The sequence below is a fragment of the Burkholderia pyrrocinia genome (assembly GCF_003330765.1).
Lineage (GTDB): Bacteria > Pseudomonadota > Gammaproteobacteria > Burkholderiales > Burkholderiaceae > Burkholderia > Burkholderia pyrrocinia_B.
The window spans coordinates 254,596-278,437 of sequence record NZ_CP024904.1; the positions used below are offsets into that span (position 1 = coordinate 254,596).

At 60.8% G+C, this 23,842-nt stretch carries 16 protein-coding genes and 1 pseudogene; 10 read left to right on the plus strand and 7 right to left on the minus strand.

The window, feature by feature from the left end:
• The first annotated feature begins 20 nt into the window (after positions 1-20).
• Positions 21-983 carry a 2-hydroxyacid dehydrogenase gene (locus tag CUJ89_RS34215; protein WP_114181887.1) on the plus strand — a complete coding sequence of 321 codons (963 nt, stop codon included), beginning with the start codon at positions 21-23 and terminating at the stop codon, positions 981-983.
• A 284-nt stretch (positions 984-1,267) separates the two neighbouring features.
• Here the strand turns inward: CUJ89_RS34215 and CUJ89_RS34225 are convergent.
• Positions 1,268-2,179: pseudogene (locus CUJ89_RS34225) on the minus strand (M4 family metallopeptidase); the annotation flags it as partial.
• A gap of 97 nt (positions 2,180-2,276) precedes the next feature.
• Here CUJ89_RS34225 and fadB point away from each other — a divergent pair.
• The 5 genes from fadB to CUJ89_RS34250 all read left to right on the plus strand — a co-directional run bounded on the left by fadB (position 2,277) and on the right by CUJ89_RS34250 (position 9,110).
• A complete protein-coding gene (fadB, locus tag CUJ89_RS34230) occupies positions 2,277-4,439 on the plus strand; it encodes a fatty acid oxidation complex subunit alpha FadB (RefSeq protein ID WP_114181888.1) in 2,163 nt (720 codons plus the stop codon).
• Positions 4,440-4,448: 9 nt separating this feature from the next.
• Positions 4,449-5,696: an acyl-CoA dehydrogenase family protein gene (locus CUJ89_RS34235; RefSeq protein WP_265341777.1), complete on the plus strand. Its 1,248-nt coding sequence runs from the start codon at positions 4,449-4,451 to the stop codon at positions 5,694-5,696.
• A gap of 222 nt (positions 5,697-5,918) precedes the next feature.
• Positions 5,919-6,905, plus strand: coding sequence for an NAD(P)H-dependent flavin oxidoreductase (locus CUJ89_RS34240; RefSeq protein ID WP_114181889.1), 987 nt, complete (start codon positions 5,919-5,921; stop codon positions 6,903-6,905).
• A complete protein-coding gene (locus tag CUJ89_RS34245) occupies positions 6,899-7,900 on the plus strand; it encodes an NADPH:quinone oxidoreductase family protein (protein WP_114181890.1) in 1,002 nt (333 codons plus the stop codon). The genes CUJ89_RS34240 and CUJ89_RS34245 overlap by 7 nt, the downstream gene beginning before the upstream one ends.
• A gap of 61 nt (positions 7,901-7,961) precedes the next feature.
• Positions 7,962-9,110, plus strand: coding sequence for an acyl-CoA dehydrogenase family protein (locus CUJ89_RS34250; RefSeq protein WP_114181891.1), 1,149 nt, complete (start codon positions 7,962-7,964; stop codon positions 9,108-9,110).
• A 561-nt stretch (positions 9,111-9,671) separates the two neighbouring features.
• Here CUJ89_RS34250 and CUJ89_RS34255 read toward each other — a convergent pair.
• Positions 9,672-11,471, minus strand: coding sequence for an acyl-CoA synthetase (locus CUJ89_RS34255; RefSeq protein WP_321970394.1), 1,800 nt, complete (start codon positions 11,469-11,471; stop codon positions 9,672-9,674).
• Between the two features lie 507 nt (positions 11,472-11,978).
• Here CUJ89_RS34255 and CUJ89_RS34260 point away from each other — a divergent pair.
• The 4 genes from CUJ89_RS34260 to CUJ89_RS34275 all read left to right on the plus strand — a co-directional run bounded on the left by CUJ89_RS34260 (position 11,979) and on the right by CUJ89_RS34275 (position 17,062).
• Positions 11,979-13,661, plus strand: a complete 1,683-nt coding sequence (locus CUJ89_RS34260) for a tannase/feruloyl esterase family alpha/beta hydrolase (protein WP_152036692.1) — start codon at positions 11,979-11,981, stop codon at positions 13,659-13,661.
• A 271-nt stretch (positions 13,662-13,932) separates the two neighbouring features.
• A complete protein-coding gene (locus CUJ89_RS34265) occupies positions 13,933-15,111 on the plus strand; it encodes a porin (RefSeq protein WP_114181894.1) in 1,179 nt (392 codons plus the stop codon).
• Positions 15,112-15,374: 263 nt separating this feature from the next.
• On the plus strand, positions 15,375-16,136 hold the full coding sequence (locus CUJ89_RS34270) for an SDR family NAD(P)-dependent oxidoreductase (protein WP_114182451.1): 762 nt from the start codon (positions 15,375-15,377) through the stop codon (positions 16,134-16,136).
• A 134-nt stretch (positions 16,137-16,270) separates the two neighbouring features.
• On the plus strand, positions 16,271-17,062 hold the full coding sequence (locus CUJ89_RS34275) for an enoyl-CoA hydratase/isomerase family protein (RefSeq protein WP_114181895.1): 792 nt from the start codon (positions 16,271-16,273) through the stop codon (positions 17,060-17,062).
• 310 nt (positions 17,063-17,372) lie between these two features.
• Here CUJ89_RS34275 and CUJ89_RS34280 read toward each other — a convergent pair whose 3' ends face one another.
• The 5 genes from CUJ89_RS34280 to CUJ89_RS34300 all read right to left on the minus strand — a co-directional run bounded on the left by CUJ89_RS34280 (position 17,373) and on the right by CUJ89_RS34300 (position 23,808).
• Positions 17,373-17,990, minus strand: coding sequence for a TetR/AcrR family transcriptional regulator (locus CUJ89_RS34280; RefSeq protein WP_059731761.1), 618 nt, complete (start codon positions 17,988-17,990; stop codon positions 17,373-17,375).
• Positions 17,991-18,266: 276 nt separating this feature from the next.
• Positions 18,267-18,950 (minus strand): nitroreductase, encoded by a 684-nt coding sequence (locus CUJ89_RS34285; protein WP_114181896.1) that lies wholly within the window; start codon positions 18,948-18,950, stop codon positions 18,267-18,269.
• Positions 18,951-18,993: 43 nt separating this feature from the next.
• Entirely contained in the window at positions 18,994-19,767 is a 774-nt protein-coding gene (locus CUJ89_RS34290; RefSeq protein ID WP_114181897.1) for an enoyl-CoA hydratase-related protein, read from the minus strand.
• Between the two features lie 57 nt (positions 19,768-19,824).
• Positions 19,825-21,048 (minus strand): ABC transporter substrate-binding protein, encoded by a 1,224-nt coding sequence (locus CUJ89_RS34295; protein ID WP_114181898.1) that lies wholly within the window; start codon positions 21,046-21,048, stop codon positions 19,825-19,827.
• Positions 21,049-21,180: 132 nt separating this feature from the next.
• A complete protein-coding gene (locus CUJ89_RS34300; protein ID WP_114181899.1) occupies positions 21,181-23,808 on the minus strand; it encodes a LuxR C-terminal-related transcriptional regulator in 2,628 nt (875 codons plus the stop codon).
• Positions 23,809-23,842 lie beyond the last annotated feature (34 nt).

The following is a 23,842-nucleotide window of genomic DNA, read 5'->3' on the forward strand; positions in this document are numbered from 1 at the left end:
TCCGACCCAAGGACGAGACCATGCCTGACAACAATCGCACCCGCCTCCTGGTAGCGCGACGGGTTCCTGCGGCCGTGGCCGCACGTGCCGAATCCGAATTCCATGCCTATGTGACAGACGCCGACATGGACGCGCCGTCCGTCGTCGAGTTTTGCAACCGCTACCACCCGCCCGCGATCCTGGTCGGCAAGAAATCGGGGCTGCAGGCCGAGCACATCGCGGCATTGCCGCCGAGCGTGAAGATCATCGCGAACGCGAGCGCCGGCTACGACCACATGGATGTGGCCGCCGCGCGCGTACGCGGGATCGTGGTCAGTAATGCGCCCGACGCGCTGACCGAGTGCACGGCCGATTTCACGATGCTGCTCATGCTTGCCGCGTGCCGGCGTGCATCGGAGTACGAACGCATCGTGCGCGCGGGGTGGGGCAAGTCGTTCGGCATGACCGATCTGCTCGGCACCCGCGTGAACGGCAAGACGCTCGGGATCGTCGGCTTCGGCCGGATCGGCCGCGCGGTTGCGCGGCGCGCACGCGGCTTCGGGATGCGGATCGTCTATACGGACAGGCGGCCGGCACCGCCCGAGGTCGAGGCGGGCGCGCGCTATTGCGCGGATCTCGACACGCTGCTGCCGCAGTGCGACATCCTCACGCTGCATGTGCCGGGCGGCGGCACGCCGTTGATGACGCGCCGCGAGTTCGGCTTGTTGCGCGACGGTGCGGTGTTCGTCAATGCGGCGCGCGGCAGTCTCGTCGACGAGGATGCGCTGTACGACGCGTTGACTTCGCATCGGCTGTTCGGCGCCGGACTCGACGTCTATCGGAACGAGCCCAATATCGATTCGCGCTTCGCCGCGCTCGACAATGTGTTTCTGTCGCCGCACATGGCCAGCGCGACGATCGAGACGCGTGACCAGATGGGTTTTACCGCACTCGACAACGTTGCGGCGGTGCTGGACGGGAGGGCGGCACCCAACGCGCTGTGAAGGGCGCGGCGGGACAACTCATCCATGCCGGGGTTGCCGATGACCGCAAGCCCCGGCTGACCGCCGATCCCTCACTTCACTGCCCCCTCGGCTACCGGCACTTCATTGATGTCGGTCCAGCCGATGTTCGAGAATCGAACGTTGCGGCATGTTGCATCGTCGCGGGCCGATGCGGCGGCGGGTAGCGAGAATGCGGTCGCAAGCATCCCGGACGCATGGACGTTCTTGAGCGCGAAGTACCGCCACTCGACCTTCCGGCGCTCAACACGCCCACACAAGCGCGATCAATTCACCCCGACCGCACGCCACGCGCGCGCGACCGTTGCGCTCTCGGCCGAGTTCGCGCCATACAGGTCGTTCGCCGCCTGGATCGACGCACGCCGCGCGCTCGGGTAGCTCGAGTTGGCGTTCAGGTACACGGTCAGCGTCCGGTACCAGATCTTGCCGGCCTTTTCGCGGCCCAGGCCGCTGAAGGTCGTGTCGCCGTTGCAGACCAGCTGCGTCCTCGACAGACCGGTGTCGGTCGACGGCACCGCCGGGCCTTCCGACAGCAGGTAGAAGAAGCGGTTGCCGACACCCGACGTGAAGTGCGGATCGTGGCGCGGATTCGACCACGAGAAGCCGCCGGACGGATAGCAGCTGAACGACCGGCCATCGAGGTCCTGCTTGTACATCTTGCGCAGGCCGCCGCTCACCGCGCGCGCGCCGATCACGTAGTTGCCGGGATCATTCGGGTTGTTCGCAAAGAACTTCACGAGCGTGCCGAACATGTCGGAAGTCGACTCGTTCAGGCCGCCCGCGTCGCCCGAATAGTTCAGGTTGGCGGTGGCCTCGGTCACGCCGTGGCTCATCTCGTGCCCGGTCTTGATCAGATCCTGCGCGTCGAGCACGGTGCCCGTGCGTGCGTCGACGTAGTACAGCACGGCATCGCCGTGCGCATCGGTTGCCTTGCCGTATACGCGCACCGCGTAGGCCAGTGCCGGCGTGCCATCGCGCGCGAATACGACGAGTTCCGCGTCATCGACGCGGCGCACGTCCGAGTTGAAACGCGCGGCCGCGATGCGCCTGACCCTGGCCGCGCCCACGTCGGGCGCGTTGCGCACCACGAAGCGGTCGCCGACCTTGCCGATCTTGCCGGCGAGATTGATCGGTGCAGGCTGGGTCAGGCTCGCTTGCTTCAGCTGCCCCTGGTTCGATTTCAGCGCACATTGATTCGTCGCTTCCGACGATGGGCGCTCCGCGCCTAGCCTTCTAGACTTCACTGCATTCTGGTCGGTGCCAGTAGGAGTCGTCGTGTTTCAAGGGCAAAGCTTGCGTGTTTCGCCGCTGGGCGATAACGGCATTTTCGAATTGTGCTTCGATCGTCAGGGCGAATCCATCAACAAATTCGACCGCAGGACCATCGATGAATTGCGGCAGGCCAACCAGTACCTGCTGAATCAGGCGAGCCTGCGCGGTGTCCTGGTGACCAGTGCGAAGGACGTTTTCATCGTCGGTGCGGATATCACCGAATTCGGGGCCAAGTTCGCGCAGCCAGCGGCCGCTATTGCGGCTGACGTGGCCGGAAGCAACGAAGCATTCATCCAGTTCGAAGACCTGCCGGTTCCTTCCGTGGTGGCAATCAATGGCTTCGCATTGGGCGGTGGCCTCGAATTTGCGCTGACCGGCGCAATGCGAGTCATGTCGAGTGAGGCACGGATTGGTGTGCCAGAGGTGAAGTTAGGTCTGTTCCCCGGATTCGGGGGCACGGTCCGGCTGGTGCGCATTGCAGGGGCTGCGGTGGCGTGCGACTGGGTTGCCGGCGGCAAACCTGCCACGCCGGCTGCGGCCTTTGCAGCCGGCGTGGTGGACGATATTGCGGCGCCGGACGAACTGCGCTCCCGTGCGATCCATTTGCTTGAGCGGGCGATTGCCAACGAAGTCGATTGGCAGGCACGACAGGATCGAAAGCGCAAGCCATTGTCGATGGAGGCAGGGCAAGCCGCAGCTGCTTTTGAGCAAGCTCGCGCCATTGCAGGCGAACGTGGCTCGCCGCACCAACCTGCTGCGCTGGCAGCAGTCGCCATGATGGCTGAGGGGGCGGCCCTTGACCGTGCTGGCGCCCTGGCTTTGGAAGCGCAGGTGTTCGGCGAGATCGCTCGTACTCAAGCCGCGTCGTCAATGGTTCAGACCTTTCTGAACGAACAGGCTGTCAAGAAGATCGCGCGCAACCACGCAAAAGGGGCGGACAAAGTGTCTCGCGCGTTGGTGCTGGGCGCGGGGATCATGGGCGGCGGGATAGCGATTACCCATGCCCTGCGGAAGATCCCGGCCCGTATGTACGATCTGCAACAGCGAGCGCTCGACCAAGGCATGGCCGAGGCTCAAAAGCACGTTGCGCGTCAGGTCAAGACCGGGCGCCTGAGCGAATCCGCAAGCCTCGAGATTCTGTCGGCTGTCCAGCCGCAGCTGGATCTTGCGGGAATCGGCGAGGCGGATGCCGTGGTCGAGGCGATCGTCGAGAATCTGGACATCAAGCGCAAGGTCCTGGCGAATCTGGAGCCGTCGCTCAAAGAAGGGGCGATCCTGCTGTCCAACACGTCAAGTCTGCGCATCGACGACATTGCGGCGCCGCTCGAGCGTCCTGAACGGTTTGTCGGCATGCATTTCTTCAATCCGGTACCGATGATGTCGCTCGTGGAAGTCGTGCGCGGCACGCGTACCTCTGATCAGGCCGTGGCGACCGCAGTGGGCTACGCAACTGCCCTGGGAAAAACTGCCATTGTCGTGCGTGATTGCCCCGGGTTTCTCGTCAACCGGGTGCTGACCGCATACATGCGTGGCTTTCTGAGGCTGGTTGCGGACGGCGCGGACTTCGAGCAGGTCGACAAGGTCATGGAGTCCTTCGGCTGGCCGATGGGGCCGGCCTATCTGGAAGACGTGGTCGGCATGGACACGGGTAGCCATGTCAACAACGTCATTTCAGCTGGCTATGCGGACCGCATGCCCGAGTTCGCTGACGACGCGCTGCGAGTGATGGTGCGCAACGGTCGGTTCGGTCAAAAGAACGGCCTGGGCTTTTACCACTACGAGGCGAGTGCGACCGGCGGCAAGCCGCGACGTACATCTTCAACGGATGCACACGCGTTGCTTGCACAGCTGCAATCCGGGGGACGCCGGGATTTTACTCGCGAACGGATCATCGACCGCATGATGCTCCCGATGGTGCTCGAGGCAGCGCGAACATTGCACGAGGGCGTGGTCGGAACTGCGGCGGAAGTGGACCTGGCGATGCAGCTTGGCCTCGGCTTCCCTGCCTATGCCGGTGGCCCCCTCAAATATGCCGACTGGCTGGGCCTTGCCGAAGTGGTGCGCCGTTGTGACCAACTGAGTGCACTGGGGCCGGCCTACGAGCCCAGCCAGCAACTGCGCGAGATGGCGTCGGCAAACGAGCGCTTCTATCCGATTACTCAATGAGGGCTTGACGTGCACTTCCAGCTTCCCGAAGACGTTCAGCAAATGCGGCAAACGCTGCGCCGGTTCGTAGATGAGCGGATACTCCCTCTCGACAACGAGTATCAGCGCATCGCCGATTCCGGCCGCTTTCCGACGGAGGTCGTCGAACCGCTCAAGCAGCAGGCGCGCGACGCAGGTCTCTGGAATTTGTTTCTTCCGGGTCTGCTCGACAACGAGCCGGGTACTCGCTTGACCAACATGCAGTATGCGCCGCTGGCCGAGATCATGGGCCGCGTTCCCTGGGCTTCCGAGGTCTTCAACTGTAACGCGCCGGACACCGGCAACATGGAGTTGCTGCACCTCTTCGCGAATCCCGCACAGCGGGATCGATGGCTGGTTCCGCTTCTCGAGGGGACCATCCGCTCCTGCTTCGCCATGACTGAACCGGATGTGGCTTCGTCAGACGCGACCAATATCCAGACGTCCATCAGGCGCGAGGGCGACGAGTACGTCATCAACGGGCGAAAATGGTTCACCACGGGCGCGATGCACCCCAATTGCAAGTTGGCTATCGTGATGGGGGTGACCGATTTCGATCCGGACGCGGCCAGGCATTGCCGACATTCGATGGTGCTTGTTCCGATGGACACCCCGGGTGTGCGCATCGTCCGCAACGTGCCGATCATGAGCCACCATCTGCCAGAGGGGCACTGCGAAATCGCGTTCGAGAACGTGCGCGTGCCGGTGTCCAACCTGCTTGGCGAAGAGAACAGCGGGTTCGCATTGGCGCAAGCCCGCTTGGGACCGGGGCGAGTCCATCATTGCATGCGAACGATCGGTCAGTGTGAAGTCGCGCTGGACTTGATGTGTGAGCGAGCGCTCTCGCGCCGCGCGTTCGGCAAGACCTTGTCGGACTTCGCCAACATTCAGGACTGGATTGCCTATTCGCGCGTCGAAATCGATCAAGCTCGTCTGTTCGTTCTGCAGGCGGCCTGGAAGATGGATACCTATGGCAACAAGTCCGCACATCTGGATGTTTCGGCCATCAAGCTCGTGGCGGCACAGCTTCAGACGCGGGTCGTCGATCGAGCGATTCAGGTATTCGGTGCGATGGGTATCACGCCCGACACGCCGCTGGCTTACCTCTGGTCCTGGGGGCGGGCAATGCGCTTCTTTGATGGCCCGGACGAGGTCCACCTGCGCGCCATCGCTCGAGCCGAGTTGGCGAAGGCCAAGGAACAACTCGGGTCAACGGCACCGTACTACCGTCACCACTGAAGACGCGCTGTCTGTCATGCCCATGCCATCCCGGGCCACGGTCTGGCTGTGACGGGGCGACGGAACATCGTCCCTCGCCACTCGCCCGTACCGGCCGTACTCGATGTGTTCGTCGGTGTGGCCAACACTGTCGCTTAGGTACGCGGCAGTGCCGCTGATTCTGAGGGTGGCGTGAATGCCGTCCTCATCAAACGTAACGCCAGCTTTCAAGGAAGTTGAACGATGAAGACTCGTATCACTGAGATGTTCGACATCCGCTACCCGATCATTCAGGGCGGAATGCAATGGGTTGGCACCGCCGAAATGGCTTCCGCGGTGTCGAATGCAGGTGGGTTGGGCATCCTCACGGCGCTCACTCAGCCGACGCCGGACGCGTTGGGCGCCGAGATCGATCGCTGCAGGACGATGACCAACCTCCCGTTCGGCGTCAACCTGACCATTCTGCCTACGGTGAAGCCGCCTCCGTATGACGAGTATCTCGACGTGGTGATTGCGAAGGGCATTCCGGTGGTCGAGACCGCCGGTAGCAGTCCCAAGGAATTCACCGCACGCTTGAAGGCAACTGGCGTTCGGGTGATCCACAAGTGCACGAGTATTCGCCACGCACTCTCGGCTGAACGCAATGGTGTCGACGTTGTCAGCATCGACGGCTTCGAATGTGCCGGTCACCCGGGCGAAGATGATGTCGGGGGATTGGTGCTCATTCCGCTTGCGGCACAGGTGTTGAGCATCCCGGTGATTGCGTCCGGCGGCATCGCTGATGGCCGGGGGCTGGCTGCAGCATTGGCCTTGGGGGCGGAGGGCGTAAACATGGGAACGCGCTTCTGCGCGACCGTCGAAGCACCGATCCACGAAGACATCAAACATGCACTGGTGTGCGCCAATGAGCGGGAGACGAACCTGATCTTCCGGACCTTGCACAATACCGGTCGGGTTCTGCGTAACCAAGTGTCGGATGAAGTCGTCTCGATCGAACGCCGTCCGGGCGGATGCGAGTTCAAAGACATCCAGCCCCTGGTCTCTGGTCAGCGGGGGCGCGCCACGTTGCAAAGTGGACAGGTGAACGCCGGCCTCGTATGGGCAGGACAGACTGTCGGCTTGGTCAAGGATATTCCGACCTGTGGTGAACTGCTGGAGCGGATGGTGGCCGATTGCCGCGCTGCACTCGCGAGCGCAGCCAGCCGGGCAAGTGGAGCTGCATCATGCTAGCGCTGCGCGTGCACGGATTTGACGGTCTTCATCAATGGGCGCTCGAGCAGGCACCGGAAATTTCGCCCGGTGTCGGTGAAGTCCAGGTCAGCGTTCTGGCAAACGCGATTTCGTATGTGGATTTGCTCTTTGCACGAGGAGGCTACCAGGTAAAGCCGCCGCTGCCGCTCGTACCCGGCACCGAGTTCACCGGTGTCGTTGCGGCCCTTGGTCCCGGCGTCGAGGGTGGGTTGCAAGTGGGGCAGCACGTGGTGGGAATGACTGTTGGCGGAGCATGGGCTGAGCGCACCAATGTGCCTGCGAGTGCCCTGGAGGTCTTGCCCCCGCATGTGGACATGCACGCGGCATCGGCGCTGCCCGTTACGTATGCGACGGCACTGTATGCGTTGAAGCACCGCGGAGCCCTCCAGATGGGGGAGACCGTTTTGGTACTGGGTGCGGCAGGAGGTGTCGGCCTTGCTTGCGTGCAAGTCGCGAAGGCACTTGGTGCAACTGTCGTTGCCGGTGTGACCGGCGACGAAAAAATGAAAGCCGTCCAGCAAGAAGGGGCTGATCACGTCGTCGACGTTGGCCATACTGAATGGCGTACCGCCGTGCAGGCGGCCGTACCCGAAGGAATCGACGTCGTGGTCGACATGATTGGCGATTCGTTCACGGAGACGGCCTTCCGCACCCTTCGATGGGAAGGGCGTCATTTGGTCATCGGCTTTGCCGGCGGCAATATTCCCGCAATCCGCGCCAACTTGCCGCTACTCAAGGGCGCCTCGCTCGTCGGCGTGGACATTCGCCAGTTCCGGGAGCGCGAGCCTGACCGCGCACGAGCCAATCTGGCCGAAGCGGTTGCGATGCTGGCAGCCGGTCGGCTTCGACCGCGCGTGGCCCAGGTTTATTCCGCTCTCGATTGGGCAAAGGCGATCAGGCAAGCACAGGATGTTTTGACCGTGGGCCGAGTCGTGCTGGACTGGGGCACGAATACGCAGAAGGCACCAGGCTGACCGCAGGGAGAACTGCGGCGAATTGACCGGCCGGCTGGCGTTCTATTAGGAAATCACATCTATGACGATCCAATTCAACCGCTCGTGGAGTGATCCCGATCTCGAGCAGTATCGCGACACCGTCGTACGGTTCATCGAAGAGGAAATGCTTCCGCACGACGAGGCGGCTCGCCATCGCGGACACGTCGGGCATGACTTGTGGCGGAAAGCTGGAGCACTCGGGATCCTGTGTGCCGATCTCCCGGAAGAATGGGGCGGCGCGGGGGGCGACTTCCGGCACGAAGCCGTATTTCATGAAGAGATGGCTCGACGCGCGCTCTCGGGGATGAATGCCTCCGTGCACGCGATCGTGGCTCACTATCTCTTGAACCACGGCACCGAAGCGCAGAAACGTCGCTACCTGCCGCGCCTGATATCGGGCGAACTGGTCGGCGCGATTGCGATGACTGAACCGGGCGCCGGATCGGATCTGAAGGGTATTCGTACTCGGGCCCAGCGCGGGCAGGACGGATGGTGCATCAATGGCGCCAAGACGTTCATTTCGAACGGTTTGCTGGCTGGCCTTGTTTTGGTGGTGGCGAAGACGGAGTCGGGTGAGGGTGCTCGCGGCATTTCGATCTTCCTGTTGGAGACAGCCGATTGCGCCGGCTTTCGGGTCGGACGGTTGCTGGACAAGATCGGCATGAAGGCGCAAGACACCGCCGAGCTGTTTTTCGACGACGTGTTTGTCAGTGAGGACCAGATCCTCGGCGGACTGCCTGGACAGGGGTTTTACCAGCTCATGGCGGATCTTCCCTACGAACGGTTGCTCATCGGCGTGATGGCCCTGGCAGCAATGGAGGGGGCGTATGAGGAAACACTGGCCTATGTGCGTGATCGGCAGGCATTCGGGCAGGTAATTTCCACGTTCCAGAACACCCGATTCAAGCTCGCGGAGATCGCCACGGAAATACAGGTCGGACGGGCATTCATCGATCGTTGCGTGCAGGACTTGCTGGTCGGCCGGCTGGACACGGCAACAGCGTCAATGGCGAAACTCTGGGGTTCAGAAGCACAGGGGCGAGTGGTTGATGCGTGCTTGCAGTTGTTCGGCGGTTACGGCTACATGAACGAATACGTGATTGCCAGGATGTACACCGACGCCCGGGTTCAGCGCATCTACGGTGGCACGAGCGAGATCATGAAGGAAGTGATCGCACGCGCATTGTGATCGTGCAGGTTGCGTCGAGCGTAAAGCACGGCGTATGAATTGCAAGCGAGGCTCTACGAATTGGTCAAGTTCGTAGGGCTTTTTGTGTTTCCGACTCGCGCTGGAATTTCGGCGGACGCTTTAAGATCAGCATCTGCGCGTGAAATTTCACACCCATAAAAGTATGATGGACTACTAATATAATGGCCTATTTTGAATCAACGATATTGAGTGAAGCGGGCTAGAGGCCGAGCACGCTCACACGTGTGTCATCAAACACGCATGGTAGGGCGTTTGAGCGAAGGCGGGAATACCCGCCACACCCGATCGGGGTGGCGGAAGAAGTACATTCTCAAGAGTTCCCCTGGACTGGCGAGCTCGACGTACACGCATCGTCGACTGCCGCGCCCAGCCAAACGAACCACTCTGGTTTGCGTGGCTGAGGGCTGTCCCAGCCAGTACTCGACAAGCGCGTGCAGGGATTTTGCTCCTGTACTCATTTGATCACCAATCTCGTCCTTGGAGCTCGTCCCGATGCTACTCGAAAAAATACGGGAAGAGGATTCGGGCGCGCCTGGTACATCAGGAGTTTTCGCGAGCGAGATACTGCTTTCGCAATTCGCCCTTCTGCAGTTTTCCGGTAGGAGTTCGTGGCAACTCGTCGACAAAGTCGACGCTCTTCGGTGCCTTGTATGAGGCAATCCGTGACTTCGCGAAGTCTATGATCTCCTTCTCGAGCTCCGTCGTTCCCGCATAGCCTTCTGCGAGGGTGACGACAGCCTTTACGCGTTCCCCCATCTCCGGATCGGGGATGCCGATTACTGCCACGTCCAGAATGGCCGGATGGAGTGCGAGTGCGTTTTCGACTTCCTGCGGATAGATATTGACTCCGCCAGAAATGATCATGAAGCCTTTTCTGTCGGTGAGGTAAAGGAACCCATCTTCGTCGACATGTCCGATGTCGCCAACCATCGTCCACGTCGAGTGAATCGGGTGTTGGGTCGCACGTGTTTTCTCCGGATCCTTGTGATACGAGAATGGCATCGTTTCACGCTCGAAATAGACGAGCCCATCCGATCCGGCGGGCAGCTCGTCGCCGCTCTCGTCACAGATGTGAATTTTGCCGAGTATCGAACGCCCGACAGACCCGGGTTTTTGCAGCCATTCCGATGGGCTGATGGTCGTAATCCCGTTCAACTCCGTGCTCGAATAGAATTCGTAGAGTACCGGCCCCCACCAGTCCATCATCTTGCGCTTCACGTCGACAGGGCATGGTGCCGCCGCGTGTATTGCAACCTTCATGCTGCTGACGTCATGCGCACCTCTGATGTCGTCCGGGAGTTTCAACATCCGGACGAACATTGTCGGAACCCATTGGCTGACGTTCACGCGATATTTCTCGATTGCCTCGAGTGCTGCTTCGGCATCGAATTTGTCCATGACGACGACGGTGCCGCCCATGGCCTGAATGGCAGCGCAAGTCCGCAGGGGGGCAGCATGATAGAGCGGAGCCGGGGAGAGATAAACCGTGTCGGTGCCGCACCCGAAATGTCCGCCAAACATGGCTACCATGCTGTCGCCGGCGTCCGATACTTGACGGTCGGGCAGCGGAAGTCGAACCCCCTTCGGACGTCCGGTCGTTCCCGACGAATAGAGCATGTCCGCGCCCCGGGGTTCATACTCGGGACGCTCCGAGGACGCCGTTTCCAACACGGAACTCAACGAAACCGAACCGGGCAGGGCCACGTCAAAATGCACGACATGCGAAAGAGACGGGAGGTCGGCCCATGCACGCGCGAGATCCTGCCCCACGTCTCCGACAAAGAGACATTTCGCCCCCGAGTTCTGGAGGATGTACTCGATTTCCTCGCTCTTGAGATGGAAGTTTATCGCCGCGACGTAGAGCCCTGAGCGCTGGGCTGCCCAGTAGACGTCGAATATACGGTGATCGTTCTCCGAGAGGATGGCGACGACGTCACCTCTGTTCATTCCTTGCGCGCGAAGCCAGTTCGCAATCCTGAGAGACCGGCCTTCGAGCTCGGAAAAAGTGACATGCAGCCCTGATGCAGCCATGATCACGGCCGGCTTCGAGGGGTGGGTTTGGGCGTGCGTTCCGGGGTACATTGCTTTTAGGGAAGTAGAGTTTCTCTGGAGATGAGATCCAGCCTGGATGGCATTGCGGATCAACAAGAAGGCGGCATCGAGGGCGACTTCCGGATCACGCAGGAGCGCTCGGCGTTTGCGAAAACGCGAATGAAGCCCGGGAAAACGGGGGGGCGCGTCGCTGCAGGGCAGGCGCCGCAACCGCACCGAAAAGTTCGTGATGAGTCGACGATTAGCGACTCCATGAGCATGTTGACCTGGCACATCGTCTGTCTCCATCTTGCATCGTTCTACGAACAAGGGCTCCATGCGACCGCCGCTCTTTCGGCACTGACGTCAGCGCACCACCGGCCCAAATCCTACTTTGAAGTATATACAATACTTCGACGTAAGAACAATGTCGATTGTGTGTTTGTGTGTCGCCGGTAGAGACAGCTACTAAAGCGGGCTATCGATATATACCGTGGTGCATCGGTTGATTCATTGCACGTCGGTGACATCTTCACGTGCGACCACCGATTTCTCGTACCAACCGCCATAGCAAGGCATTGTGCACGGCGGGTTATGGTCCTTTGTAATGTTGTTCATATGAACTAGTTCGTCATGGAACCGGTCCTGCGTCACTTCCTGGGCCTTGCCATTGGGGTATCTGCTGAGTCGTTAGTTCTGCGCACTGCGATCTCGTCTATTTCGACGATGGTCTCACCTACGCGAGTGCGCGCCTAATCCGTGTGCCGGCCGCGGTGCGCAACGTTGGCCGACACACTCAGACAAGGTGGAGACAACATGACCGACGAATATCAGACAACCTCGAGCTTCTACAGAGGGTTGGCCGCGACTAGCATCGTGGGCGCGGTGGTGGCTTTTGGCCTCGCTGCTTGTGGGGGGGAGGTTGACAACGCTGCAGCGCCAACGCCGACGCAGACGGCACCGACTACGATGCAAGTGCGGAATGCTGCGAGCGCATGTTCTGCTCTTGCTGGCGCCGGCGTTCCGGCCAGCGCCATTGCACTGCCGACGCAAGGCGCAACCATCACATCGGCGTCGCTCGTTGCAGCCGACAACACGACGGGCCTTCCGGACTACTGCCAAGTACTGGGCAAGGTGCTGGCCACCAATTCCTCGGATCCGGCGATCAACTTCGAAGTCAATCTGCCGACCACCTGGAATTTCAAGGCTTTGCAACTGGGAGGGGCCGGCTTCAACGGGCTGTTGGTAACTGGCCTGGGTGGGCCGATTGGAGGCATACAAAACTGGCCATCGGACGAAAAACAGCCGCTCGCCATGAATTACGTGACGTTTGGCAGCGATGGCGGAACGACTCCGGACGGGACATTCGGCCTCAATGCTCAGGCACTGGCGAATTATGGCGGGGAAAGCGTCAAGCGCACGCATGACACGGCGCTTTATATTCTCAAAGCTTTCTACAAGACCGTGCCGCATCGGATGTACCACATTGGTGGGTCCAAGGGCGGCCACGAAAGCCTGGTCGCCGCGCAGCGGTACGGTAGCGATTATGACGGAATCGTCGCCTACTATCCTGCGAACCAGAATCAGGCCATGGTGATGTCATGGTTCCGCATGTGGAATGCCGCGTACGCTACGCCTGGAGGCGCACTCGATCCGGCCAAGCAGGCTCTGGTGAGAACCAAGGTGCTAGCCGCGTGCGACGGCCTGGATGGTGTGGTGGACGGTATCGTGAGCAACACTGCGGCTTGCCAGGCCACATTCTCGATCAACAGCTTACGCTGCTCGGGCGGAGCGGATACTGGCGATACCTGCCTTTCCGACGCTCAGATCAACACCTTGATGACTGCCGCGACGCCAATGGAATTTGCTTTCCCGCTGGCCAACGGAGTCACGAGCATTGGACCCTACCCAGTGTTCCAAGGTGGTGACGTGGAGAGAGCGCTGTTCGACCCCTTTGGGACCGACGGTACTCATACCGTGTACTACAGCCTCGACGAACCGGTCATCAAGTACTTCGACCAGCAAAATCCGAATGCCACGAGCACCGGTTTTGACTACCGTGCGTGGCAGCCGCGGGTCACGCAGTTGTCCAATGAGCTGGATGCGACAAATCCGGATATCGATGCGTTTCACCTGAAAGGCGGAAAGCTGATCCTGGTGCAGGGCACCACCGATATGTTGGTGACGCCCAATCAGACGACCGCTTACTTCAATAAGGTCGCAGCGCGTTACGGAGATTCGGCGAGCAGCTTTGTTCGGTATTACGTCGCACCGGGATTTGGCCACGCGGGCGGCACGTTCGCCTTGCAATGGGACCCGCTGACGGCACTGGACGGCTGGGTGGAATCGGGGCAAGCGCCCATCAATCCTGTCGTGACGGACGGCAATCCTGCCACCAAAGGACGCACCCGTCCATTGTGCGAGTACCCACAGTTCCCGAAGTACAAGGGAGCAGGCGACGCAAATAGTGCGTCCAGCTTCGTGTGCGCCGACAGCTAAAGGACGCGACTCGGCTTCTCCAAAAGAAGCCGAGTCCATGCGAATGTCTGGCCAGCTCATCCGGTGAAATGGGTGAGATGACCGGGGCGGGTGTCAGGTCGTGTGGTTGGGGCAAGGTGCTGCAGCGCCGAATCGGAGGAACTCGCCCTGTCAAGCCTTGCTCGCTTTGCCGGAGATCGAGTAGAGGTATTGGAGCAAGCCAGCTTACTTGATGGTAAACGGCTATCCGGAAACAAAAAAATATTCTTATATTTGGTTAGGAGATCTATGTATGAAAAAGCCGTTCTATCGAAACCTTCTCTGCACGGCCCTCTTCGGTGCATTCTCGGTTGCGAGTCATGCGCAAAGCACCGTTACGTTGTATGGCGTCATCGACGAAGGCGTGGTTTTTCAGAGCAACAGCGGGGCCGGCAAGCGGGTCTCTCTCGACTCGCTGGGCGGCATCTTCGGCAGCCGGTGGGGGATGACGGGCAGTGAAGACCTGGGCGGCGGCCTCAAGGCGATCTTCACACTCGAATCAGGCATCAACCTGAACAACGGTGCATTCGGACAAGGTGGAACTGCATTCGGCCGCCAGGCATTCGTGGGTCTCAGCAGTGATCGCCTCGGGAGCCTTACCCTCGGGCGGCAATATGACATGATCTTCTATTTCCCGGAGGCCCTGACCGCCGAAGGGCTGCTCGGAGGCCCGGCCTCGTCGCATCCGGGGGATCTCGATAACGCCGCCAATACTGTTCGCGTGAACAACGCGATTCGCTACATGAGCCCGACATTCAACGGGTTGAAATTCGGTGGCGAATACAGCGTCGGCGGTGTTGCCGGCAACTTGACGGCCAATAGCGGCTACTCGGTCGGCGCATCGTATGAATACGGCCCGTTCAAGGTTGCGGGCGCGTACGAATACTTCAAGAATCCGACTTCGGCGACGGCCGGATCGGGCTTCTTCACCGACAATGCCAGCGGTGCATCGCCGCTGGCATTGTCACTCAACTCCGGATACAAGAGCGCGCAGTCCTTCCAGAATGCGATCGTGGCGGCCAACTACAAGATCGGGGCACTGACGCTGGCGGCGTCATACTCGAATATCCAGTATGGTCATCTCAACGGTGAGTTGCTGGGCGGAACGGCACGCTTCAACAATTTCGACATCGGTGCGCAGTATCAGTTTTCACCGTTCTTCTTCGCCGGCATCATGTACAACTACTTGAACGGCCGGAGTGTCGGTACTGCCAGTGGCGCGACCATTGGTGGTCAGCACTATAACCAGGTCGGGCTGATGGCTGACTACTTCCTTTCCAAGCGTACGGACGTCTACTGGACCATGGGCTGGCAACGTGCGTCCGGCATCTCGTCGACTGGCGCGCCCGCCGTTGCGGATTTCGCCAACTACGGCGATTCGTCGAACAATCATCAGATTCTGATTCGCGCTGCGCTGCGCCATCGATTCTAAATCCGAGCGGGGTTGCATGCGGCCGCGTCCACGAGACCGTGCCGCGTGCAACTCTCCGCGATAGTTGTGCTTATCCGGTCGACTGTCTGCATTGACGGCGAAGATCGAAGCACCAATGGAGTCTTCGGTGCTTGACAGTGGGAGAACATCGTCCCAATATCTACTCACGAGTAGAGTGAGTACTTTTAAGTATTTTTTTGATTCGTGACGTTTACCAAGACGCCTGAGAGACGAGTCGTACTTTTATCCGAATGGAGATTGGCATGCATATCGAGGGATTGGCTGCAATTGTGACCGGTGGCGCATCCGGACTTGGCGGTGCGGTAGCGCGCTTGCTGGCGGAGAAAGGCGCCAAGGTCACCATTTTCGATCTCAATGAGGAGTTGGGTCGCGCCTGCGCGAAGCAAGTTGGCGGCAATTTCATCAAGGTCGATGTGTGCGACGAGGTTGCGGTCGATGCTGCGCTCGCAGAGGCGGAGGGACTCTATGGAAAGGCGCGCTTGCTCGTGAACTGCGCCGGCATCGGGCCGCCGGGAAAGGTCATCAATCGCGATGGATCACCGCTCGCGCTTAACGACTTCGCGCGGATCGTCAACATCAACCTGATGGGGACGTTCAACGTCTTGTCAAAATTTGCGGCTCGGTTGCATACGGAGGCGCCGATTGGTGAGGAGCGCGGCGTCATCATCAATACTGCGAGCGTGGCAGCGTTCGACGGACAGATCGGTCAGCCCGCTTATGCCGCGTCGAAGGCAGGTATTGTCGGTATGACGCTTCCCATTGCACGCGAGTTTGCGCGGTACGGGATTCGGGTCATGACGATCGCTCCCGGCATTTTTCTTACCCCGTTGTTGGCCAGCTTGCCGCAGGATGCTCAGGATTCGCTTGGCAAGCAGGTTCCGTTTCCGAGTCGTCTCGGGCAACCGGACGAATTCGCCAAGCTCGTGCAGTCCATCGTTGAGAACTCGATGCTCAACGGAGAGGTGATTCGGCTCGACGGCGCAATCCGGATGGGGCCGCGGTGATGTATTGCAGGTGCGGGCGGCGCCTTTAAATTGTGCGCTACAAGCAGTCGCTCTGAAAATATGCTTGTGATCGCCATGCGGTAGACGATCGGAAACGTTGTTGAAACGTCCGATCGTGAAATATAGGAACGTGTATGAATGGAGAAAGCTTGCTGGTCGACATTGAGGATGGCATTGCAACCCTTGCACTCAATCGACCGGAATCCGGAAATGCAATCGATTTGCCTCTCGCCCAGGCGCTCATGAGGGCAGCAATCCAGTGCGATCAGGATCCGTCTATCCGATGTGTCGTACTCACGGGCATGGGGCGGCTCTTCTGCACAGGGGGCGATCTGGGCTCGTTCGGGGCGGTCGGTAATGACCTGCCCGGATTTCTGAGCGAGCTGGCAGGTACGCTTCATCTTGCGCTTTCGCGTTTCATGCGGATGCCCAAACCGCTTCTCGTCTTGGTCAACGGGCCCGCCGCCGGGGCTGGCTTCAGCCTGGCAATCGCTGGAGACATTGTCATTGCCGGGCGCTCCGCGCATTTCACTCCTGCATATGGCGCGGTTGGACTCAGTCCGGATGGCGGGATGTCTTGGCAACTTCCCAGGCTGGTGGGATTCAGGCGCGCCCAGGAAATGCTGCTGTTGAACCAGCGTGTTCGGGCCGATGACGCACAGGCCATGGGGCTGATCAATCGTGTCGTCGATGATGAAGATCTCGTGAGTGAGGGGCGAGCGATCGCGCGTACGCTCGTCGAATCCGCGACGAAGGCAATTGCCGCATGTCGTGAGCTGCTGCTCGAATCGTTTCACGGGGAGTTCGAGGCTCACCTCGAGCGGGAAGCGCGCTCGATCGCCGCGCTCGGTGCGGGAGACGAGGCTGGCGAAGGCATTCGAGCTTTCACCGAACGGCGAAAACCTCAATTTCATCGAGGCGTCTGAATCGGCTGAAGTGCCATCCCGGCGATCGCCGTGCGGAAACCTGAGCCATGCCAGTCCGCGGGAGTGGCTCCCGCGGACTTCCGGGCACGCACGGTAGGGCGGCGTCTTGGATTGGCCGGAAACGTGCAGCACGCATGCCCTGATACGTGCGCGGCCAACTTGATATCGAGAAGGCATGTTCAGCGCTTTCGCGCAGAAAGAAGGCGAGGCAGCGCTAAATTGTGACGCGGCAACTGACAGCAGTCGCCGGATGCAGGAGTGGATATGGCGGGATCGGGTCAGGCGCCGCGGTTGCGCACCGACCACGACTTCATCGTGCTCGCAGGCCGTTCAACAAGATGGAGGTGGCCTGGCGAGCGATTTCCTCCGCGGTCATTTGTCCGTCTTCGCGATACCACCGGCCAATCCAGCTCAGCGCGCCCGCGACGACGAAGGCACCGAGCTTGGGCTCGATCGGGGCGAAGGCTTTCTCCTCGATGGCCTTTTCGAGCAGAATCCGGAACTCATGATCGATGTCTGCCTTGAGCCTGCGAAGCTTGACCCGGTTCTCCGGAATCAAGGATTCTTCACCGATGCGAATGACGCACATGCCGAAATCCATCGTGACGATCTTCGCGTATTCGAGCATGGCCGCTTCAAATTTTTCGACTGCGCTGCCACCCGTCACCGTGATATCGCGGATCGCCTGTTGCATCATGTCCAGGCCCATGCGTACGCATTCGAACAGGATTTCGTCCTTGTTCTTTGCATAGTAGTAGACCGTCGGCTTCGTGATGTGGAGCCGTTCGGCAACCTCGTCCAGAGACGATGCGTGAAACCCCTTTTCATTGAAAAGACGTGCGGCGGTTCGAAGAACGGCCAGCCGTTTTCGTTCTCTTTCGCTTTCGCGAGCTTCAGCCTTCTTCCACGGTGAAGCGGTAGCGCCCATGAAGACTCCCTCAGATTCGTCGTGTCCGCCTCCCGTGAACGTCTGCCTTGCACGAGGCAAGTAACGGATCGACACGCGGCGGCGGTAACCGCAGTATGCGAATGGCGGATACTACCATGGCGTCGAATCTATACTTTCGGGTAGTGCTGCGCGTCATTGAGTCTTCCGGGGCGGCGTATTGCCGACCCGGCATCGCGAGGCGCGGGCGTCGGCGCGATGCCGTTTCAAGAGACGCTCGTTATCCGGGGCACCCGGATAAACGAGCCAGTCGGTGTCCTACTCCGTGACGAACGTGGCAACCTGGTCCAGCGGCGCCCTTTCGGTTCGAAATGCATTCGCGGGATGCGAAGGATCCGCATATCCGAAGGAGATGCCGCAGACGACGCGTCGCTCCGGCGGGATCGACAGGATCTCGCGCAGGACGTGCGCTTTGGACGCAAGGGCGGCTTGTGCGATCGCCGACACGCCAACGCTCGCTGCAGCGAGCATGAAGTTGTTCACGTACGCGCCGCAATCGAGAACACCATAGGTGCCGAGCAGTGCGTCGGTCGTGATGACGGCCACATGCGGCGCGCCAAACAGCCTGAAATTCTCTTCGGCTTGACGAGCGGAAGCCTCGCGGTCTCCGGCGGTGATGCCCACACTTTCATACAACTGCAAGCCGCAGGTGCGTCTGCGATCGCGGTACACGCCGCGATATTCCGCTGGCGGAGCGATTTCCCACTGATCGTTGGGTAGCGCGGATGCCGCCTGTAATGCGGAACGAAGCCGATGCGTGGCAGCGGGCCTGGTGACGATGATTTGCCACGGCTGCGAATTGCACCAGGAAGGCGAGCGTTGTGCGATCGAGAGAATCGCGTCGATCGTTTCGGCAGGCACCTCCCGGGAGAGATAGCCGCGGCAACTGAATCGAGCGTCGAGAACGGATCGCAGAGCGTCGAAAAGGGGCGTGTCTGTCATGGGTCCTGTCGCGCATGCGCGCGCGTGTTCGTGTCGGGGAATCTCATTGGTCTTTGAAGACCGGTCTGCGTTTCTCCAGGAAAGCAGCAATACCTTCTTTCGCGTCGTCGGTTTCGAGCACACGCCGCATCAGTGCGGCTTCCCTGTCCATCCCGGCCTGGTCGGCAGGGCCGTCGGTCGCGGGAAGGCTGGCGAGGATGCTCCGATACGCGATGGCGCCGAACCCCGCCACCTCGGTACCTAACGCTACCGCATGGTCCAGTAGAGCAACACGGTGTTCTTTCACGAAGCTCACGAGCCCCCACATCAGGGCTTCCTGAGCGTTTAGCACTCGTCCGGTCAGCATCAATTCCGCCGCGCGCGAACGACCGACGACGGCCGGCAGGAATTGAGTTCCGCCGTATGTCGGCATCACGCCCAACCGGATTTCCGGCATCGCGAACGTGGCGTTATTCACCGCGGTCCGCACGGTGCACGCGAGCGCGAGCTCCAGTCCTCCGCCAAACGCGGCGCCGTTCATCGCCGCGATCGTGAACAGCGGCGATTGCGAAAGTCGCAGCAGCAGATTGCGAATGCGGTCGTTTTTCCTGGCTTGCTGATCCCACGTCTCGATGGCGTTGTCTTTCAGATCGCTACCGGCGCTGAACGCACGCTCTCCTTCGGCCGATATCAGCAGAAATCGCGTGCCGTCCCGTTCCACTGCGTCCAGACAAGACTCCAGTCCGTCCCAGACTGCTCGATTGAGTGCATTCAACCGATCGGGACGGGTGATGGTGAAGACGGCACCGGACTCGATGCGCTCAAATCGGAAATCCAAAGTCGCTCTCCGCGGAGCGGGCGCCGCCCGGACGGCACCCGCGAAACACCAGCGACATCACTTGCCGCTGCCGAACACGCCGGCCATGAGCTCGTAGCGCGTGCCGTTGAATTGCATCAACTGCAGCTTTTTGATCGGATAGGCATCCGTCGGCGACGTCTGCACGTTGATCCCGGGTTGAAGCATCGGCAGGGTCATGTTCAGGCTCAGCGCCTGCTTCATCACATTCTCTCGCGTGAGATTGTCGCCCGCCTGCTTCAAGGTTTGCACCAGAGTCTGGGCAATCGAGTAGCCGAGCACGTTCAGCGTGTCCGATACATCACCCGCGGGGTAGTACTGCTTCATGAAGGCCGCGTAATCCTGGTACTCCTTGGTTGCCTTCGTGGCCAGATCCGTCGGGTCCCTCAGATAGGTCGCGCTGATAACGCCTTTGGACGCGCCAAAGCCAGCCGGCTTGAGAACCGAGCCCACGGAGCTTGCCGAACTGACGACATACCGAGCCGGTTGCCAGCCGATTTCGGCCGCTTTCTTGATGGCCATGGCCGAGAACTTCGGCGTGGTCAGCAGAATCAGCGTATCGGCGCCCAAGCCCTTCATCGACACGATCTGGCTGTCGACCGTCGGGTCGGTGGTCTCGTATGTCTGGAACGAGACCACCATCGACTTGGCCTTGCTTCCCAGGCCGTCGACGATGCCTTGGTAATAGTCTTTGCCGAAGTCGTCGTTCTGCATCAAGATCGCGACCTTTGCATTCGGCTGGGTTTGCAGGATGTGCTGCGCGTATGCGACGGCCTCGGCGTGGTTGGTGGGCTGCCAGCCAATGGTCCACGGGTTCTGCTTGACCTCGCCGAAGCGGATGGCACCCGAGCCAACGAAAAGTTGCGGCACCTTCTTGACAGTCAGGTATTTCTGAATTGCGAGATTGTTGGCCGTCCCGAGCGGCAGGAAGATAGCCAATACTTGATCCTGTTCGACCAGCTTGCGAGCCTGTTCGACCGTTTTGGATGGCGTGTAGGCATCGTCAACCGAGACGAAATTGATCTTGCGGCCATTGACCCCGCCTTCGGCGTTGATCTTCGCGAAATAGGCTGCAGCCGATTTGCCGATCGTGCCATAGGCCGACACCGGGCCCGAGTAGGGCAGGATGTTGCCGATCTTGATCTCGGTATCGGTGGCGCCGGGATCGTATTTCTTTTGGGCGTAGGTCTCGGTCGTGACCAGCATCAGGGATGCGGCGGCCAGGCCTGCGATAAACGCTCTGCGGTCGATTCGGACGGTCATGTTGTCTCCTGGAATGCAGGGTGCGGATGCCCCTAGGGTTTTTTTTGCTAGTAGTCCCTTGGCATCCTAGGCGCGGCGCAGCCGGCACCCCATCGTCGGAAGCGACGAATTGCACATCGGCAGGCAAGCTGTTCAGCGTACGATGCCCAACCGGCGCGCGATCGCCACAGCCTGGGTGCGGCTGCGGCTGTTGAGCTTGGTGTTGATGTTGCGAAGATGTGTGCGTACGGTACTGTCGGAAATGAACAGCTTTTCGGCCATCGCGGTGTTGGAGTAGCCCTCCGCGAGCAGTTGGAGAACTCGGATCTCTTTACGCGTAAGCGGTTCCGTGGGCCCCGATACTGCCTGGCCGATGTCGGCTTCGTCGTCGGCACCGACCGGGCCCAGGCGGTCGGCCAGACGCTGGACGTACTCCTGCAAGATCGGGTCCTGGGCGGAATCCGCCGAACTCGATTGCATGCGATGCAGGAGCGGCGCCACGATGGGCCCTTCATCCAGCAGCAAGCGGACGAATCCCTCTCGGCAGGTTTCCTGCAGAAGCGGATTCGCCCAGTTCATCGCTCGACCCACGTCACCATTGCGGAAGAAGGCGAGCGCCAGAAACAGGCGGAGTTTGAGGGCGCGATGCTGGCGGCCGGACTGCTGGGCAAGTCGCAACTGGGCTTCGAGTGGTTGCACCAAGGAATTGGGATCTCCGGCATGGAGATCAAGTCGCATCTGTGCGATGAATGCATCATCGACGTCTTGTGCGGGCTTCGTATCGGAATTGAGGGCGTCCAGCGCCAGGGCCCGTCCCAATTCCTCGCGCGCTGCGACAGCGTGACCTTGCAACGTCAGAAGTCTCGAACGTTCCAGCTTCGCGCTGGCAGTGACGCGTGGCAACTGGCGCTGATGGCCGAGGTATTCGAGCTCTGTCAGCGTTAGCAACGCCGTATCGACTTCTCCGCGCAAGAACGCAAGACGCGCGCGCAGGCGGTGACTGGAGATCATGTGGTCGGGCAGCCCGACATCCCTTGCCAGGGGCAGGTAGACGTTCAGCAGGCGTTCGGCCGCCACGAGATCGTCGGCTTCGTAAAGAGCGCCCGCATAGGGTACGCCGGCCCATGCATTGCCATGCGCGTAGTTGTAAGCGGAGGTGCTCGACGTAGCCGTGACCGCCATACGAAAGCGGGCCGTCGCCTGGCGCAGATGGCCTTCGCGCAGGTCCAGCATGCCCCCGACGGTCTCGGTGTACATGCGGTTGAAGGCTCCGTCTGCCTGGGCATGGCGTGCGTCCTCGAGGAAGCGGTGCGCCTCCTTGCGCTCGCCGATGACCGACAGGATATGCGCCATCGCATTGAGCAGCACACTGTCGACGAAGGCATTGCCGGTCGGTAGTCGAGCCAGGCCGCAATGTCCCGCTTCATTGGCCTCTTCGTAGCGATCCATCATCGCCAGCAGCACCGGAAGGAGTGCCCGGACATGAGCCTGAACCTGCGGATCGTCGCGTTCCTGGCAGCCGGACTCTTCCAGCCACTTCATCGCGGTCCAGGGGCCCTGACTGAAGCAGCGTGCCCATACCGCGATCACCTGCAGCCGTGGTCGAGCGCGCAGCAAATCGGGCGTGACCGTGGCAAACCAGCGATCGAGCAGGCGCATGCGGCCTTGTTCGAGGAGCCCGTGCGCATGGTGCTCGAGCAGTTCCAGCGCATGCGGATAGTCCCCGCCGGCAATAGCGTGGTCGATCGCGGGCACGGGCCGCTGCTGCGACTCGTACCAGCCGGAGGCGGCCAGATGTAGTCGCGCGGCGTCGTCGGGGCGTTCCCGCTCGAGCTGACGGCGCAGGAAGTCCGCGAACAGGCTGTGGTACCTGAACAGATCGGGCGCATCTTCCACCGGGATAAGAAAAACATTGCCGCGGTGCAGCGACTGCAGCATGGCATCGCAATCCACCGGCGGGAGCAACGCTTGGCACACCGGCGCGCTGAGGTGATGCAGCACGCTCGTGCGCAGCAGAAACTCCCGCACGACGGGCTCTTGCTGCGAGAACACCTCTTCGGTGAGATAGTCCGCCACATCGCGGTCCGACGCGGATAGTCGGGCGACGACATCTGCGGACTGGTCTGAACGTTGCAGCGCCAACGACAGCAGCCAAAGGGCCGCTACCCAGCCTTCGGTCTTTCCAAGGACGCGGTCCAGCGTTTCCAGCGATAGCTCGGCTCCTCGCAGCCTGAAGAATTCAGCGGCCTCCGAGGGCGAGAAACGCAACGAATCCGTTTCGAGCTCCAGTAGCAGGCCCCGCGCGCGCAGGCGACCGACGCCAAGGTCGGGCAGGTTGCGCGAGCCGATGATCACTTGGCCGTTGCGCGGCAACTGCTCCAGCAACTCTCGCACCAGGCCGAGCACGCCGCCTTCCCGGATGACCTCGAAATCGTCCAGGAACAACGCGTAGGGGGTTTGTTCCGAAACCAGTTGAGCCAGCGGATCCTGCGCGGCGGCCCCTCGCTCGAGGCCCATTTGGCCGAGTGCGGCTGACAAGCCGGCCAGAAAACGCGGCACGTCGTTGTCGGCGGCATCCAGCGTCAGCCAGGCCGTCGCCACCCCGCGATCTTCGAGTGCTTCGCGGATCTGGACCATTGCCATCGTTTTGCCGAATCCGGCGGGGGCACGCACGAGGATCAACTTGACCGCGCCGGCGTTGGCGAGTCGGCCGGCGACGCCTGCGCGCTTCACCTCGGCCGCGCGTTGCACCAATGGTGCCAGCTTGGCTAGTGAAATCATCGGCGTGGTCTGGTGGGAGGGATGGACGGACACT

Bases quoted from the DNA above. Each gene is read 5' to 3' on its own strand.
- CUJ89_RS34285 (WP_114181896.1), bottom strand. From the start codon at position 18,950: ATGACAGACACGCCCCTTTTCGACGCTCTGCGATCCGTTCTCGACGCT.
- CUJ89_RS34295 (WP_114181898.1), bottom strand. From the start codon at position 21,048: ATGACCGTCCGAATCGACCGCAGAGCGTTTATCGCAGGCCTGGCCGCC.
- CUJ89_RS34265 (WP_114181894.1), top strand. From the start codon at position 13,933: ATGAAAAAGCCGTTCTATCGAAACCTTCTCTGCACGGCCCTCTTCGGT.
- CUJ89_RS34215 (WP_114181887.1), top strand. From the start codon at position 21: ATGCCTGACAACAATCGCACCCGCCTCCTGGTAGCGCGACGGGTTCCT.
- CUJ89_RS34275 (WP_114181895.1), top strand. From the start codon at position 16,271: ATGAATGGAGAAAGCTTGCTGGTCGACATTGAGGATGGCATTGCAACC.
- CUJ89_RS34255 (WP_321970394.1), bottom strand. From the start codon at position 11,471: ATGGAGACAGACGATGTGCCAGGTCAACATGCTCATGGAGTCGCTAAT.
- CUJ89_RS34260 (WP_152036692.1), top strand. From the start codon at position 11,979: ATGACCGACGAATATCAGACAACCTCGAGCTTCTACAGAGGGTTGGCC.
- CUJ89_RS34245 (WP_114181890.1), top strand. From the start codon at position 6,899: ATGCTAGCGCTGCGCGTGCACGGATTTGACGGTCTTCATCAATGGGCG.
- CUJ89_RS34280 (WP_059731761.1), bottom strand. From the start codon at position 17,990: ATGGGCGCTACCGCTTCACCGTGGAAGAAGGCTGAAGCTCGCGAAAGC.
- CUJ89_RS34250 (WP_114181891.1), top strand. From the start codon at position 7,962: ATGACGATCCAATTCAACCGCTCGTGGAGTGATCCCGATCTCGAGCAG.
- CUJ89_RS34270 (WP_114182451.1), top strand. From the start codon at position 15,375: ATGCATATCGAGGGATTGGCTGCAATTGTGACCGGTGGCGCATCCGGA.
- CUJ89_RS34240 (WP_114181889.1), top strand. From the start codon at position 5,919: ATGAAGACTCGTATCACTGAGATGTTCGACATCCGCTACCCGATCATT.
- CUJ89_RS34300 (WP_114181899.1), bottom strand. From the start codon at position 23,808: ATGATTTCACTAGCCAAGCTGGCACCATTGGTGCAACGCGCGGCCGAG.